The sequence below is a fragment of the Pseudomonas sp. LRP2-20 genome (assembly GCF_024349685.1).
GTDB lineage: Bacteria > Pseudomonadota > Gammaproteobacteria > Pseudomonadales > Pseudomonadaceae > Aquipseudomonas.
Genome location: NZ_AP025944.1, coordinates 3,024,508 through 3,037,968 on the forward strand (window position 1 = coordinate 3,024,508; position 13,461 = coordinate 3,037,968).

Annotated in this window: 13 protein-coding genes; 11 read left to right on the forward strand and 2 right to left on the reverse strand. The window is 64.2% G+C overall.

Translation table 11 applies throughout. The features are described 5' to 3' along the window. Positions 1-139: 139 nt before the first annotated feature. From arnB to OCX61_RS13470, 9 genes are read left to right on the forward strand one after another with little or no spacing between them, the layout of a single operon-like run. Positions 140-1,288, forward strand: a complete 1,149-nt coding sequence (arnB, locus tag OCX61_RS13430) for a UDP-4-amino-4-deoxy-L-arabinose aminotransferase (RefSeq protein ID WP_261939917.1) — start codon at positions 140-142, stop codon at positions 1,286-1,288. Further along, positions 1,285-2,307 (forward strand): undecaprenyl-phosphate 4-deoxy-4-formamido-L-arabinose transferase, encoded by a 1,023-nt coding sequence (arnC, locus tag OCX61_RS13435; RefSeq protein WP_261939918.1) that lies wholly within the window; start codon positions 1,285-1,287, stop codon positions 2,305-2,307. Before arnB ends, arnC begins: the two co-directional genes overlap by 4 nt. Further along, positions 2,304-4,310, forward strand: a complete 2,007-nt coding sequence (arnA, locus tag OCX61_RS13440) for a bifunctional UDP-4-amino-4-deoxy-L-arabinose formyltransferase/UDP-glucuronic acid oxidase ArnA (RefSeq protein ID WP_261939919.1) — start codon at positions 2,304-2,306, stop codon at positions 4,308-4,310. Before arnC ends, arnA begins: the two co-directional genes overlap by 4 nt. Further along, on the forward strand, positions 4,310-5,194 hold the full coding sequence (gene arnD / locus OCX61_RS13445; protein WP_261939920.1) for a 4-deoxy-4-formamido-L-arabinose-phosphoundecaprenol deformylase: 885 nt from the start codon (positions 4,310-4,312) through the stop codon (positions 5,192-5,194). The genes arnA and arnD overlap by 1 nt, the downstream gene beginning before the upstream one ends. Beyond that, complete coding sequence (gene arnT, locus OCX61_RS13450; protein ID WP_261939921.1) at positions 5,191-6,840, forward strand: lipid IV(A) 4-amino-4-deoxy-L-arabinosyltransferase; 1,650 nt, start codon at positions 5,191-5,193, stop codon at positions 6,838-6,840. The genes arnD and arnT overlap by 4 nt, the downstream gene beginning before the upstream one ends. Then, a complete protein-coding gene (gene arnE / locus OCX61_RS13455) occupies positions 6,837-7,181 on the forward strand; it encodes a 4-amino-4-deoxy-L-arabinose-phosphoundecaprenol flippase subunit ArnE (protein ID WP_261939922.1) in 345 nt (114 codons plus the stop codon). Before arnT ends, arnE begins: the two co-directional genes overlap by 4 nt. After that, the gene (gene arnF, locus OCX61_RS13460) at positions 7,178-7,591 is read left to right on the forward strand and encodes a 4-amino-4-deoxy-L-arabinose-phosphoundecaprenol flippase subunit ArnF (protein ID WP_261939923.1); all 414 of its coding nucleotides are present in this window, start codon (positions 7,178-7,180) and stop codon (positions 7,589-7,591) included. The genes arnE and arnF overlap by 4 nt, the downstream gene beginning before the upstream one ends. Then, on the forward strand, positions 7,588-8,961 hold the full coding sequence (locus OCX61_RS13465; RefSeq protein WP_261939924.1) for a UDP-glucose dehydrogenase family protein: 1,374 nt from the start codon (positions 7,588-7,590) through the stop codon (positions 8,959-8,961). The genes arnF and OCX61_RS13465 overlap by 4 nt, the downstream gene beginning before the upstream one ends. Then, positions 8,961-10,553 (forward strand): ArnT family glycosyltransferase, encoded by a 1,593-nt coding sequence (locus tag OCX61_RS13470; RefSeq protein ID WP_261939925.1) that lies wholly within the window; start codon positions 8,961-8,963, stop codon positions 10,551-10,553. The genes OCX61_RS13465 and OCX61_RS13470 overlap by 1 nt, the downstream gene beginning before the upstream one ends. Positions 10,554-10,556: 3 nt before the next feature. Here the strand turns inward: OCX61_RS13470 and OCX61_RS13475 are convergent, their stop codons facing one another. Beyond that, positions 10,557-10,886 (reverse strand): hypothetical protein, encoded by a 330-nt coding sequence (locus OCX61_RS13475; RefSeq protein ID WP_261939926.1) that lies wholly within the window; start codon positions 10,884-10,886, stop codon positions 10,557-10,559. Positions 10,887-11,030: 144 nt separating this feature from the next. Here OCX61_RS13475 and OCX61_RS13480 point away from each other — a divergent pair, with 144 nt between their 5' ends. Further along, positions 11,031-11,726 carry an ABC transporter ATP-binding protein gene (locus tag OCX61_RS13480; protein ID WP_261939927.1) on the forward strand — a complete coding sequence of 232 codons (696 nt, stop codon included), beginning with the start codon at positions 11,031-11,033 and terminating at the stop codon, positions 11,724-11,726. Then, positions 11,723-12,517 (forward strand): ABC transporter permease, encoded by a 795-nt coding sequence (locus OCX61_RS13485; protein WP_261939928.1) that lies wholly within the window; start codon positions 11,723-11,725, stop codon positions 12,515-12,517. Before OCX61_RS13480 ends, OCX61_RS13485 begins: the two co-directional genes overlap by 4 nt. Positions 12,518-12,527: 10 nt before the next feature. On the opposite strand, the gene paaX is transcribed toward OCX61_RS13485, so the two are convergent. After that, positions 12,528-13,451, reverse strand: coding sequence for a phenylacetic acid degradation operon negative regulatory protein PaaX (paaX, locus tag OCX61_RS13490; protein ID WP_261939929.1), 924 nt, complete (start codon positions 13,449-13,451; stop codon positions 12,528-12,530). Between the last annotated feature and the right edge of the window lie 10 nt (positions 13,452-13,461).

Consider the following 13,461-nt stretch of genomic DNA (forward strand, 5'->3'; position numbering starts at 1 on the left):
CTCAGAAAAACCTGACTTGACGCAACACACCCGCTTTTAGCCCGTGCACTTGATGCAAAAATCCACTTTGCGTCTACGCTGGCAATTGAACCAATAAAATCAATGGGTTCTGTCACTTTCCTGTATTACCGAGGTGCTCATGAGTGAGGCGTTTCTCCCTTTCTCTCGTCCTAGTATGGGCGACGAGGAAATTGCGGCTGTCGAAAAGGTCCTGCGTTCGGGCTGGATCACTACCGGGCCCCAGAACCAGGCACTTGAAGAGCAGTTCGCGCAGTACGTCGGTTGCCGCCATGCGGTCGCCCTGTCATCGGCCACTGGCGGGATGCATATCGCCTTGCTGGCACTGGGCATAGGCCCTGGGGACGAAGTCATCACCCCGTCGCAGACCTGGGTGTCCACGGCCAACATGATTTCCCTGCTCGGCGCCACACCGGTGTTCGTCGATGTCGACCGCGACACCCTGATGACCGACGCGTCGCGCATCGAGGCGGCCATCACCCCACGGACCAAGGCCATCATCCCGGTGCACTACGCCGGCGCGGCCTTCGACCTCGACCCACTGTACGCACTCGCCGACAAGCATGGCATCGCCGTCATCGAAGACGCCGCCCATGCCGCCGGTACCCGTTACAAGGGCCGCCAGGTCGGTGCCCGTGGCACGGCGATCTTCTCGTTCCATGCGATCAAGAACATGACCTGCGCCGAAGGCGCGATGTTCGTCAGCGACGACGATGCCCTGGCCAGCCGCGTGCGCATGCTCAAGTTCCACGGCCTGGGTGTCGACGCCTACGACCGCATGACCCACGGCCGCAAACCCCAGGCCCAGGTCATCGAGCCCGGTTTCAAGTACAACCTCGCCGACATCAATGCTGCCATTGCCCTGGTGCAACTCAAGCGCCTGGACGCCATCAACGCCCGCCGCACCGAGCTGGCCGGCCACTACCAGCAACGCCTGGCAGGCCTGCCGGTGCAGCCTCTGGCCGTGCCGGACTACCCGCAGCAGCACGCCTGGCACCTGTACATCCTGCGCATCGACAGCGAACGGTGTGGCCTGGACCGCGAAGCCTTCATGAAAGGCCTGCAAGAGCAAGGCATCGGCACCGGTATCCACTTCATCGCCACCCACCTGCACACCTGGTACCGCCAGCGTGATCCGCAGCTCTCGCTGCCAAATACCGAATGGAACTCGGCACGGCTGTGCTCCATTCCGTTGTTCCCCGACATGACCGACCAGGACCTCGACCGGGTCGTCAACGCCATTGAACAGCTTGTGGGAAATCGCTCGTGAGACCTTACCCGATCCATTGCGTATCCATCGTCATCCCGGTCTACAACGAGCAGGAAAGCCTACCCGAACTGCTGCGCCGTACGGGCGCTGCCTGCCAGCAACTGCGTCATCCTTATGAAATCGTGCTGGTCGACGACGGCAGCCGCGACAACTCGGCGCATATCCTCGAAGAGGCCGCGCAGGCTGAGAACAGCCCCTTCGTGGCAGTCATCCTCAACCGCAACTACGGCCAGCACGCGGCGATCATGGCCGGTTTCGAGCAGTGCAAGGGCGATGTGGTGATCACCCTCGACGCCGACCTGCAAAACCCACCGGAAGAAATCCCGCGCCTGGTCGCCGAAGCCGAACGTGGCTTCGACGTGGTCGGCACGGTACGCAGCAACCGCCAGGATTCGGCCCTGCGCCGCTGGCCGTCGAAGGTGATCAACTACGCCGTCAAGCGCTCCACCGGCGTGGCCATGAGCGACTATGGCTGCATGCTGCGCGCCTACCGGCGCACGGTGATCGACGCCATGCTCGCCTGCCGCGAGCGCAGCACCTTCATCCCGATCCTGGCCAACAGCTTCGCGCGCCACACCACCGAAATCCTGGTGACCCACGCCGAACGTGAACACGGCGATTCGAAATACAGCCCGATGCGCCTGATCAGCCTGATGTTCGACCTGATCACCTGCATGACCACCACGCCATTGCGCCTGCTGAGCATTGTCGGGTTCAGCATGGCCGCGCTCGGCGTGCTGTTGGCCTTGGCGCTGATCGTGCTGCGCCTGGCGTTCGGCCCAGGCTGGGCCGGTAACGGCCTGTTCGTGCTGTTCGCCGTGCTGTTCGTGTTCACCGGTGGCCAGTTCATCGGCATGGGCCTGCTTGGCGAGTACCTGGGGCGCATGTACAGCGACGTGCGCGCCCGCCCGCGATTCTTCATCGAAAAAGTGCTGCGCAGCGGCCCGCCGCCTGTGCCGGCACAGAACGTCACCGTTGATGGTTTCAATTCCTCTACTTCTGGTCAGGTTCACTCATGAGTGCAAAAACAGTTGTCTTCGCTTACCACGACATCGGCTGCGCCGGCATTGAAGCCCTGCTCGACAGCGGCTATGACATCGCAGCGGTGTTCACTCATGCCGACGATCCCAAGGAAAACACCTTCTACGCCTCGGTCGCACAGCTGTGTGCGCGCAAAGGCATCCCGGTGCATGCGCCGGAGGACGTCAACCACCCGCTGTGGGTCGAGCGCATCAGCCAGCTGGACCCCGACTTCCTGTTCTCGTTCTACTACCGCAACCTGCTGAGCGAACCGCTGCTGGCCACCGGCCGCAAAGGCGCCTTCAACCTGCATGGCTCGCTGCTGCCGCGCTACCGTGGCCGCGCGCCAGCGAACTGGGTGCTGGTCAACGGCGAGACCGAAACCGGCGTTACCCTGCACCGCATGGTCAAGCGCGCCGATGCCGGTGCCATTGTCGCCCAGCTGCGGGTGGCCATCGAACGCAGCGACACCGCGCTGAGCCTGCATGGCAAGCTGCGCGCTGCCGCCGCCGACCTGCTGCGCGACACCTTGCCCAACCTGCGCCAGGGCAAGTTCAGCGAAACACCACAGGATGAGGCCAAGGCCACGGTATTCGGCCGTCGCACCGCGGCCGATGGCCGCCTGGACTGGCAGCAGCCGGCTGAAACCCTGTTCAACCTGGTACGAGCGGTAACCCAGCCCTACCCTGGCGCCTTCTGCCAGGTCGGTGAGCACAAGCTGATCGTCTGGAGCGCCGACGTGGTCAAGGGCAACGATGGCCTGGCCCCGGGCCGGGTGATCAGCACCGACCCGCTGCGCATCGCCTGTGGCCAGGACTCGCTGGTGATCAGCGCCGGCCAGCGCAACGATAACGGCTTGTACCTGAGCGGCCCACAACTGGCCAACGAGCTGGGCCTGGTCGAAGGCTCGCTGCTGCGCGGCGCCGATGCCCGGCGCAGCACCCGCCGCACCCGGGTATTGATCCTCGGTGTCAACGGCTTCATCGGCAACCACCTGTCCGAGCGCCTGCTCAGCGACGAGCGCTACGAGGTTTACGGCCTGGACATCGGCTCCGATGCCATCGAGCGCCTGCGCAGCCACCCACGCTTCCACTTCGTCGAAGGCGATATCAGCATCCACTCCGAGTGGATCGAGTACCACATCAAGAAGTGCGACGTGGTGCTGCCCCTGGTGGCCATCGCCACGCCGATCGAATACACCCGCAACCCGCTGCGCGTGTTCGAGCTGGACTTCGAAGAAAACCTGCGCCTGGTGCGCTACTGCGTCAAATACAACAAACGCGTGATCTTCCCGTCGACCTCGGAAGTCTACGGCATGTGCCAGGACCCGAACTTCGATGAAGACACCTCCAACCTGGTGGTCGGCCCGATCAACAAGCAGCGCTGGATCTACTCGGTGTCCAAGCAGTTGCTCGACCGGGTCATCTGGGCCTATGGCCAGAAAGGCCTGAACTTCACCCTGTTCCGCCCGTTCAACTGGATGGGCCCACGCCTGGACCGCCTGGATTCCGCGCGCATCGGCAGTTCGCGGGCCATTACCCAGCTGATCCTCAACCTGGTGGAAGGCACGCCGATCCGCCTGTTCGACGGTGGCGCGCAGAAGCGCTGCTTCACCGACATCGCCGACGGCGTCGAGGCCTTGGCGCGGATCATCGACAACGACAACGATGCCTGCAACGGCCAGATCATCAACATCGGCAACCCGGACAACGAAGCCAGCATCCGCCAGTTGGGCGAAGAGCTGCTACGCCAGTTCGAAGCCCACCCGCTGCGCAGCCACTTCCCGCCGTTCGCCGGTTTCCGCGACGTCGAGAGCAAGGCGTTCTACGGCGGCGGCTACCAGGACGTGTCCCACCGCAAGCCGAGCATCGCCAACGCCAAGCGCCTGCTGAACTGGGAGCCGACCGTGGAGATGCGCGAGACCATCGGCAACACGCTGGACTTCTTCCTGCGTGAAGCGATGCGTGAAATCGAGGCCCGTCCGGCAGAAGAAGCACGCTGATGCAGGCAGGGTTGCGCATCGATGTCGATACCTACCGCGGCACCCGTGAAGGTGTGCCGCGCCTGTTGGAGCTGCTCGACGAGGCGCAGGTCAAGGCGACGTTCTTCTTCAGTGTCGGGCCGGACAACATGGGGCGCCACCTGTGGCGCCTGATCCGCCCGCAGTTCCTGTGGAAGATGCTGCGCTCCAATGCCGCCGGGCTGTACGGCTGGGACATTCTTCTGGCTGGCACCGCCTGGCCCGGCAAGCCGATTGGCCGCGACCTCGGGCACCTGATGCGTCAGGCCCGTGCCGCCGGCCACGAGGTCGGCCTGCACGCCTGGGACCACCACGGCTGGCAGGCCAATGCCGGGCGCTGGAGCATGGCGCAACTGACCGAGCAGATCCGTCAGGGCGTCGACACCCTCAGTGACATCCTCGGTGCACCGGTCGAGTGTTCAGCCGTCGCCGGTTGGCGCGCGGACGAGCGGGTGATCGAGGCCAAGCAGGCGTTTGGTTTTCGCTACAACAGCGATTGCCGAGGTACCGGCCTGTTTCGCCCTCGCCTGGCCGACGGCTCGCCAGGGGCGCCGCAGATTCCGGTGGACCTGCCGACCTTCGACGAGGTCGTCGGCCCGCAGGTGGCTGCCGCGCACTTCAACGACTTCATCCTGGGGCGCTTTCGCCCGCAGGCACTCAACGTCTACACCATCCATGCAGAGGTAGAAGGGATTCTGATGGCCCAGGATTTTCGCCACTTGCTGGCCGATGCACGCCAGCGCGAAATTGCGTTCAAACCATTGGGCGAGTTGCTCCCCGCCTCGCTCGACACCTTGCCCGTTGCCAGTGTGCAGCGCGGCACCCTGCAAGGCCGTGAGGGCTGGCTGGGAGTGCAAGGCTCATGAGCAGACGCTGGACGCTACCGCTGCTGTTGGGGCTGTTCCTGCTCGCCTACCTGCTGCCTCTGGGCGGCCATGGCTTGTGGATCCCCGACGAAACCCGCTATGCCCAGGTCAGCCAGGAGATGCTGCTGACCGGCAACTGGATCTCGCCCCATTTCATGGGGCTGCGCTACTTCGAAAAACCCGCCGCCGGCTACTGGATGATCGCCCTCAGCCAGGGGCTGTTCGGCCAGAACCTGTTCGGCGTGCGTTTTGCCTCGGCGCTGAGCGTCGGCCTGAGCCTGATCCTGTGCTACCTGGTGGCACGCCGCCTGTGGAACGACCCGCGCAAGAGCCTGGTGTGCACCCTGCTCTACATGAGCTTGTGCGTGGTGGTGGGCCAGGCGGGCTATGCCAACCTCGATCCGCAGTTCACCCTGTGGGTCAACCTCAGCCTGGTAGCCCTGTGGTTCGCCCTGGACAGCCGCAGCAATGGCCAGCGCCTTGCCGCCTGGGCGGTGCTGGGGCTGGCCTGTGCCATGGGTTTCATGACCAAGGGCTTTCTCGCCTGGCTGCTGCCGGTGCTGATCGCGTTGCCGTGGATGCTCTGGCAGAAGCGCTGGCGTGAACTGCTGGTGTACGGGCCGGTTGCCGTCGTGGTGGCGATCCTTGTCAGCCTGCCCTGGGTGCTGGCCGTGCATGCCCAGGAGCCGGACTACTGGCGGTTCTTCTTCTGGCATGAGCACATCCGCCGGTTTGCCGGTGACGATGCCCAGCACAGCGCCCCCTGGTGGTACTACCTGCCGCTGCTGGTGGCCTACAGCCTGCCTTGGATCGGCATGCTGCCGACGTCCCTGAAACAGGCCTGGCAGAGCCGTACCCAGCCCAGGATCGTGTTTCTGCTGCTGTGGCTGCTGATGCCGCTGCTGTTCTTCAGCCTGAGCAAGGGCAAGCTGCCGACCTACATTTTCCCCTGCCTGCTGCCATTGGCCCTGCTGATAGGCCATGCCCTGGAGGACCGGCTGCGCCTGCAGCAAGGCCGTGCACTGGGCATCAACGGCTGGATCAACGTGGCGCTGGGCGTGGTCGCCTTGATCGCCCTGGCCTGGCTGCAACTGAAAAAGCCCGTGTACGAACACGAACTGAGCAGCCTACTGCTGATGTGCGTGGCGTTGGCAGGCTGGACCGTCGCCAGCCTGGCCCAGGCCCTGTCGCCGCTGCGCTGCTGGGCGGCTCCGGTGCTGGGTAGCCTGTTGTTGATGGCCCTGCTGCCGGCGGCCCTGCCCAAGTCAGTGGAGGGCAACAAGATGCCCGACCAGTTCATCCTGCAACACCTTGACGAGCTGTCCGGCGCCTCCCACCTGCTGAGCAACGACCTCGGCGCAGCGTCGGCGCTGGCCTGGCGCCTGCAACAACCGAACGTGGCGTTCTACAACACAGTCGGTGAGCTGAAGTACGGCCTGGCTACCCCAGAAGGCCATGGGCGCCGGTTGAACGACAAGCATGTGCGCCAATGGGTCGACGACGCCCGCCGCAGCGGCACGGTTGCCGTGGTGATGCGGGTCAAGGGTGCAGATGAGCAGCGTGAACTCGGCCTGCTGCCCGACGATGGCACCCGCTACGAACAGGGCAAGATGGTGATCCTGATTCTGCCCAGAGTCGCACCATGAGCTGGCTGCTGCTGTTGACGGCTTGCCTGCTGACCTGCCTGGGCCAGGTGGCGCAGAAGTTCGCCGTGGAAAGCTGGCGTGGGCAAACGGGGCCGTGGACGGACAAATTGCGCTCGCCCTGGCTGTGGCTGGCCCTGCTTGCCCTCGGCAGCGGTTTGTTGGTCTGGCTACTGGTCCTGCAGCGCATGGAAGTGGGTATCGCCTATCCGATGCTCAGCCTGAACTTCGTGGTGATCACCCTGATCGCCCGCTTCGGCTTCCATGAACCGGTCGATCGCCGCCACTGGCTGGGCGTAGCCCTGGTCATCGCCGGCGTGGCCCTGCTGGGGCAGCAATCATGAACCAGCGCCTTGGCATCGCCTTCGCCCTGGGCAGCGTGCTGCTGGTCAGCACCGCCCAACTGGCCATGCGCTGGAGCATGACCCGCCTGCCGCAACCCGGCCAGTGGTTGTCTGCATTGACCAGCCAGGGCGTCGATACTCTCGCCGTGGCCGTGGTGCTGGCGGCGATCGCCGCATATGGCCTGTCGATGCTCTGCTGGTTGCTGGCCCTGCGTGACCTGCCGTTGGGCCGGGCCTACTCGCTGCTGAGCCTGAGCTACGCCCTGGTCTACCTGCTGGCAGCCAGCCTGCCGCTGTTCGATGAATCCTTCAGCTTGAGCAAAACACTGGGCGTGGCACTGGTCATGCTCGGGGTCATTACTATCAATACGCGTCCGGCCCGTTCGCCCGCATTAAGGAGTGCTCCATGAAAATTACAGTGTTTGGTAGCGGGTACGTCGGCCTGGTGCAAGCCGCAGTGTTGGCCGAGGTCGGCCATGATGTGGTGTGCATGGATATCGATGAGAAGAAGGTCGAGTTGTTGCGCCAAGGCCATGTCAGCATCTTCGAGCCAGGCCTTTCGAGCCTGGTGCGCGAAGGCCTGGACGGTGGTCGGCTGCAATTCACCACGGATGAAAAGGTTGCCGTCGAACACGGTCGCGTCGCCTTCATTGCCGTCGGCACGCCCTCCTGCGCAGATGGCTCGGCTGACCTCAAGTATGTGCTGTCGGTCGGCGACGCGGTCGCCCGCCACCGCCACGAACCGCTGATCCTGGTGGAAAAGTCGACCGTCCCGGTCGGCACCGGTGACACCCTGCGCGCCCACATCAATACCGCGCTCGGTGGCCGCGAGCTGCGAGTCGATATCGTCTCCAACCCGGAGTTCCTCAAGGAAGGCTCGGCCGTGGCCGATTGCCGCCGGCCGGACCGCATCGTCATCGGTTGTGAAGGTGAAGACGTGCGTGACGTCATGCGCGACCTTTACGCTCCATTCAACCGCAACCACGACCGCATCATGTTCATGGACCTGCGCAGCGCCGAGCTGACCAAGTACGCCGCCAACTGCATGCTCGCCACCAAGATCAGCTTCATCAACCAGATCGCCGAGCTGGCCGAACACCTGGGGGCCGATATCGAGTCGGTGCGCCAAGGCATCGGTGCCGACACCCGCATTGGTTACCACTTCATCTACCCAGGCTGCGGCTATGGCGGCTCGTGCTTCCCCAAGGACATGCGCGCACTGATCCACAGTGCCGAGCAGGTGCATTGCTCCAGCGATCTGTTGCAGGCGGTCGAGGCGATCAACGAGCGCCAGAAGCACAAGCTGTTCGACCGTATCGATGCGTTCTACAACGGCGACCTGGCCGGCAAGACCTTTGCTGTGTGGGGCCTGGCGTTCAAGCCCAACACCGACGACATGCGCGACGCCCCCAGCCGCGTGCTGCTCGAGTCGTTGTTTGCTGCCGGCGCCAACGTGCGCGCCTTCGACCCTGAAGCCATGCAGGAAACCCAGCACCTGTACCCGGATGAAGAGAAGCTGATGCTGATGGGCACGCCGGAATCGGTATTGTCCGGCGCCGATGCGCTGATCATCTGCACCGAATGGCAGCAGTTCAAGGCGCCGGATTTCGACCTGATTCAGCAACGCCTGAAGGCACCGGTGATCTTCGACGGGCGCAACCTGTACGACGCCGAGCGCCTGTCGCGCAAAGGGTTCAAGTACTTCCCGATCGGCCGCGGCGATTCCTGCCAGTTGCCGATCGCCCCGCAACTGCCTCGTCAGGGTTCAAAAGCGGCGTGATGGCACTGTCCCTGACCGTTCGCCGGCAGTCACTGCTTGCAGGGCTGCTGGCGCTGCTGCTGTTCTGCGCCGGGGTGTATGGGCAAGCGCCGATCGGCTTCGACTCGCGCTTTGTGCTGTTCGCCCAGGAGATGCTGCGCCATGGGCCAACCGTGTTCCCCACCACCTATGGGCAACCCTACGCCGACTACACCTCGCTCTCGACGCTGTTCATCTGGCTGTTGTCACTGCCGTTCGGCGCGGTCAACGGCCTGACGGCATGGCTGCCCAGCGCCATCGCCGGCGCGCTGATCGTCACCCTGATGTACCGGCTGCTGGCGCCATTCTCGCTGCGTTGGGCGTGGAGCAGCATTGCCTTGCTGCTGCTGACCGTCACCTTCGTCAGCGAAGTCCGCGCGGTGTCGCAGGACCTGATGCTGGCGGCCGTCGCCTTCAGCGTGTTCTATCTGGGTTATGCCCACGACCAGCGGGGCGCCAGGCCCCGCTGGCCGCTGGTGTTCGGCCTGTTGCTGCTGGGTTTCGGCATTCGTGGGCCGATTGGCCTGGTGGTGCCGACCGGCATCCTGTGCAGCTACTACCTGCTCACCGGCCAATGGCGACGCTTGCTGCTGTTTGGGGCGCTGGCCAGCCTGCTGCTAGTTGCCAGTGTCGGCCTGTTGCTGTGGATGGCGAAGGTCAGCGGTGGCCAGGCGTTTCTCGATGACGTGATTCGCATGCAGTTCATGGGGCGCATGGACGGCAGCGAGGGCGCCAGCAGCGCGCTGTACTACTTCACCAGCTCGCTGGGCAACTATGCGCCGACCTACCCACTGGCAATCCTGGCATTGCTGGCCACCTGGCTGGGCCGTGCGCGTCTGCAGGGGCCGGCGCTGCGCCTGGTCGGTTACTGTGCGGCTGGCGCACTGCTGGTCATGCTCGGGCTGTCGATCCCTTTGGCCAAGAAGGCCCGCTACCTGCTGCCGATGCTGCCGATGGTGGCGATCATCGCCGCGTACCCGTTCCAGGTGGCCCAGGGGCGGCTGTTTGCCGGGTTGCGGGGGGCAATCCAGGGCCTCTGGTTGCTGACACCGGGGTTGATGATGGTCGTCTTGCTGGTGGCTCAGCGCCGCTTCCCCGGGGACATTGGCGGCATCACGGTGCTGATGGTAGTGCTGGCGGCCTTGCAGCTGTGGGCGTTGTCGCGCCTGGTGCAGCCACGCTGGCGTGCCGAGGTCATGGCTGGCTGCGCGGTCATGGCGTTGTGGCTGGTGTATGTCGCGGTATTCGAACCTGTGGAGCGTCGCCTGTACGACACCCGCAGCTTCACCCAGGCAGTGCTCGAACAGGTTTCGCAGCAACCGGCTCCACTGGTACTGCACCGGTTGGGCCAGGATGCCAAGGCCATCAAGTTCATGGTCAACCTCGACCAGGACATGCAACCACTGTTCACCGAAACACCCGCGCAACTCCAGGCCTTGCAGCGGCCTGCCTGGCTGATGATGGATCAGCGCGACTTCCAGGCCTTGCAAGGGACACCGCTGCAAGCGCTACAGCCACGCCTGCGCGGGCGCTTCGATAACAACGACTATGTGCTGATGTACCTTGGGCAGTGACGATCAGTGGGGGTCTGGCCATGACTTGCGCGTGCGCAAGCGCTCGTGATAACGGCCGCCCAATGCGCCTCCCCAAGGCATGATCAGGCCGATCACCAGCAGCACGAGCAACAGCGTGACCCCTTCGAACGGGCTGAAGAACTCCAGCACGGCGCAACCCAGGGTCGCCAGTAGCCCCAGGATGATCAACGCATCCGGCTTTAGCACCGGGCAGTCGCTGCTCGCCACTGAGGGGTGCAGGAACCCCACCAGCCATAGGTAAAGCCAGCTGACCACGGATGCAATGAACAACGCCAAGAACAACAAATGATGGCCAAACATCGAAGTGTGCATGCTCGGAAACCCTGTTCAAGTAAACGCCTTGCGTTACCGTGGATTTAAGCCATCCAACATGAAAGTTCTGTCAAAAAAACCTGACCTGAAGCCTGCGCCGCTTAAAATGTCATTTTTCCCATTCGATGCCAAGGAACCCTTCTAGTGAAAGGCCCGCAGAACGCTCGCGCCGAAGCTGTCTTGCTCGAAGCCAGGCAATTGGGCCGGGTCGATCTGCGGCGCCAGGCCACGCTGCTGAAGCCAACCGACTTGTCCCTGCACGCAGGCGAACGTATTGCACTCATCGGCGCGTCAGGTTCGGGCAAGAGTGTCTTGCTGCGCGCCCTTACCCTGCTGGATGCGCCCAGCTCTGGTGAAGTGCTGTGGCTCGGCGAACCGGTAACCCCACCCCGAATACCGCACTTTCGCTCCCGCGCCTGCTACCTGACCCAACGTGCCGCGCTGGTGGAGGGTAGTGTCCTGGATAACCTGCGCCTGCCCTTCACGCTCAAGCACAACCGCCAGTACCGCTTCGATGCAGCCACGGCGGCGCGCTGCCTGGACCTGGCCGGCAAACCACGCGGTTTTCTCGACAAGGCCGGTATCGACTTGTCCGGTGGCGAGGCGCAGCTGGTCGCCCTGGTGCGGGCGCTGCTGCTGGCACCCCAGGTACTGTTGCTCGATGAGCCGACCTCGGCCCTCGACCCGCAATCGGTGGCCGCCGTTGAAGCGCTGGTCATGAACTGGCTGGGCGAATCGCCCAACGCTCGCGCGTTCCTGTGGATTACCCACGACCCTGAACAAGCCCGGCGCATCAGCACGCGTACATTGACCATGCACCAAGGCGCCCTGTCGACATGAACTATCACAACCTTGCCTACACCGACGTGGCAATTGCCGCTGCGCTGATCCTGGTCAACGGCCTGCTTTCGCTGTTGCTGAAACTGCAACTGGAGCGCCAGTTGCTGTGGGCGTCGCTGCGCACCATCACCCAACTGCTGGCCATCGGCTATATCCTCGGCTGGGTGTTCCAGCATGCCCAGTGGTACATCGTGCTACCGCTGATGCTCAGCATGACCCTGATCGCCGGCTATTCAGCGGCAGGCAGGGGCCAGCATCGCCATCGGGGCCTGCTGGCCGACAGCGTGCTGTCGGTGGGGCTGAGTGCCTGGCTGGTCACGGCCATCGGCCTGTTCGTGGTGCTGCGGGTGCGCCCCTGGTACGAGCCGCAATACGCCATTCCCATTCTGGGCATGATCCTCGGCAATACCTTGACCGCCGTTGCCTTGGGCATCGACCGCATGACCCGTGAACTGAGCGCCCAGCGCCCGGTCGTGGACATGATCCTGTCGCTCGGCGGCACGCGCTGGGAGGCGGCCCGCGCGGCGGCGAGCCAGGCGCTGAAGGCCGGCATGATGCCGACGCTGAACCAGATGTCGGTGGTAGGCATCGTCAGCCTGCCAGGCATGATGACCGGGCAGATACTGGCTGGGCAGGCACCGGGGGACGCCGTGCGCTACCAGATCGTGATCATGTTCCTGATAGCCGCAGCGTCGGCGCTGGGCACGGTGTGCGCCGTGCTGCTGACGTTCAACCGGCTGTTTTCACCCGCTCACCAGTTCATGGCCCACAAGCTGGCCACGCGCCGTTGAGCGGCCAACGTCAGGCCAGGCCGCCAAAGCGCCGGTAGAAACTTTCGTTGACGTCGGGCAATGGCCCGTCGGCGGTTTCCAGGGCGCTGGCGAGCCAGGTTTCCGCCTTGGCACATACCAGCCGATACAGGTTGCGACACAGCTGGCGGGCTGCGCGGCCTTCCCAGTCACCGGGCAGCAGTTCGTCCGGCAGTTGCGGGTCGCGCAGCAGCAAGCGGCGGTACTCGTGGATCAGCAAGGTGCGCGCCAGGAAGCAATCCTGGGCCTCCAGCTCGTCCTGCTCTTTCAGGCTCTGCCACAGCGGCCGGAACAGCTGGATGAAGTCGCTGTACTGCTGGCCGAGTTCGTCGATGCGCCAGCTTTCCCGTACCTGCGCGCGCATGGCCTTGGAGGCCAGCACTTCCTGGGTGTGGGTTTCGAAGACGATGCTGTCGTCGCTGGCTTCCAGCTCCCGCAAGGTGGCGGCCAGGTCAGCGCGATCGGCCCTGGGGCAGCCCAGCAGGTTCGGCGCCATGGCCCCGAAGCCCTGCCATTCCAGCTCTTCGCGCACGGTCTTGCGCTTGCCGGCATCCAGCTGGGACAGCAACACCAGTGTCCAGGCGCCGTCCCAAGCCGGCTGGCTCGGGCTGTAGACGCGCTTGAAGGCCTTTTCAAAACGCCGCCGCCCGGTGCCGGTCAGGCTGTAGTAACTGCGCCGCCCTACCTTTTCGGCGGTCAGCCAGCCTTCCTTGGTCAGGCGGAAGATCGAGGTGCGGATCAACCGTTCGTTGATCCCGATCGGCTCCAGCAGGTTGATCAGGCTGCCCAGCCAGACCGTGCCGCCATGGGGTTCGATGGCATCACCGTAGAGGGTGATGATCAGCGAACTGGCGCGGATCGGGGTCTGCTCCTGGAAGCGGGTGATCAGGTTGTTCAGCGGAACGAGGTTGCTCATGGACGAACTG

Excerpts from the sequence above, each read along its gene's own strand:
- OCX61_RS13470 (WP_261939925.1), top strand. The coding sequence starts at position 8,961 with ATGGCACTGTCCCTGACCGTTCGCCGGCAGTCACTGCTTGCAGGGCTG.
- paaX (WP_261939929.1), bottom strand. The coding sequence starts at position 13,451 with ATGAGCAACCTCGTTCCGCTGAACAACCTGATCACCCGCTTCCAGGAG.
- arnA (WP_261939919.1), top strand. The coding sequence starts at position 2,304 with ATGAGTGCAAAAACAGTTGTCTTCGCTTACCACGACATCGGCTGCGCC.
- arnT (WP_261939921.1), top strand. The coding sequence starts at position 5,191 with ATGAGCAGACGCTGGACGCTACCGCTGCTGTTGGGGCTGTTCCTGCTC.
- arnD (WP_261939920.1), top strand. The coding sequence starts at position 4,310 with ATGCAGGCAGGGTTGCGCATCGATGTCGATACCTACCGCGGCACCCGT.
- arnF (WP_261939923.1), top strand. The coding sequence starts at position 7,178 with ATGAACCAGCGCCTTGGCATCGCCTTCGCCCTGGGCAGCGTGCTGCTG.
- arnB (WP_261939917.1), top strand. The coding sequence starts at position 140 with ATGAGTGAGGCGTTTCTCCCTTTCTCTCGTCCTAGTATGGGCGACGAG.
- OCX61_RS13465 (WP_261939924.1), top strand. The coding sequence starts at position 7,588 with ATGAAAATTACAGTGTTTGGTAGCGGGTACGTCGGCCTGGTGCAAGCC.
- OCX61_RS13475 (WP_261939926.1), bottom strand. The coding sequence starts at position 10,886 with ATGCACACTTCGATGTTTGGCCATCATTTGTTGTTCTTGGCGTTGTTC.
- OCX61_RS13485 (WP_261939928.1), top strand. The coding sequence starts at position 11,723 with ATGAACTATCACAACCTTGCCTACACCGACGTGGCAATTGCCGCTGCG.
- arnE (WP_261939922.1), top strand. The coding sequence starts at position 6,837 with ATGAGCTGGCTGCTGCTGTTGACGGCTTGCCTGCTGACCTGCCTGGGC.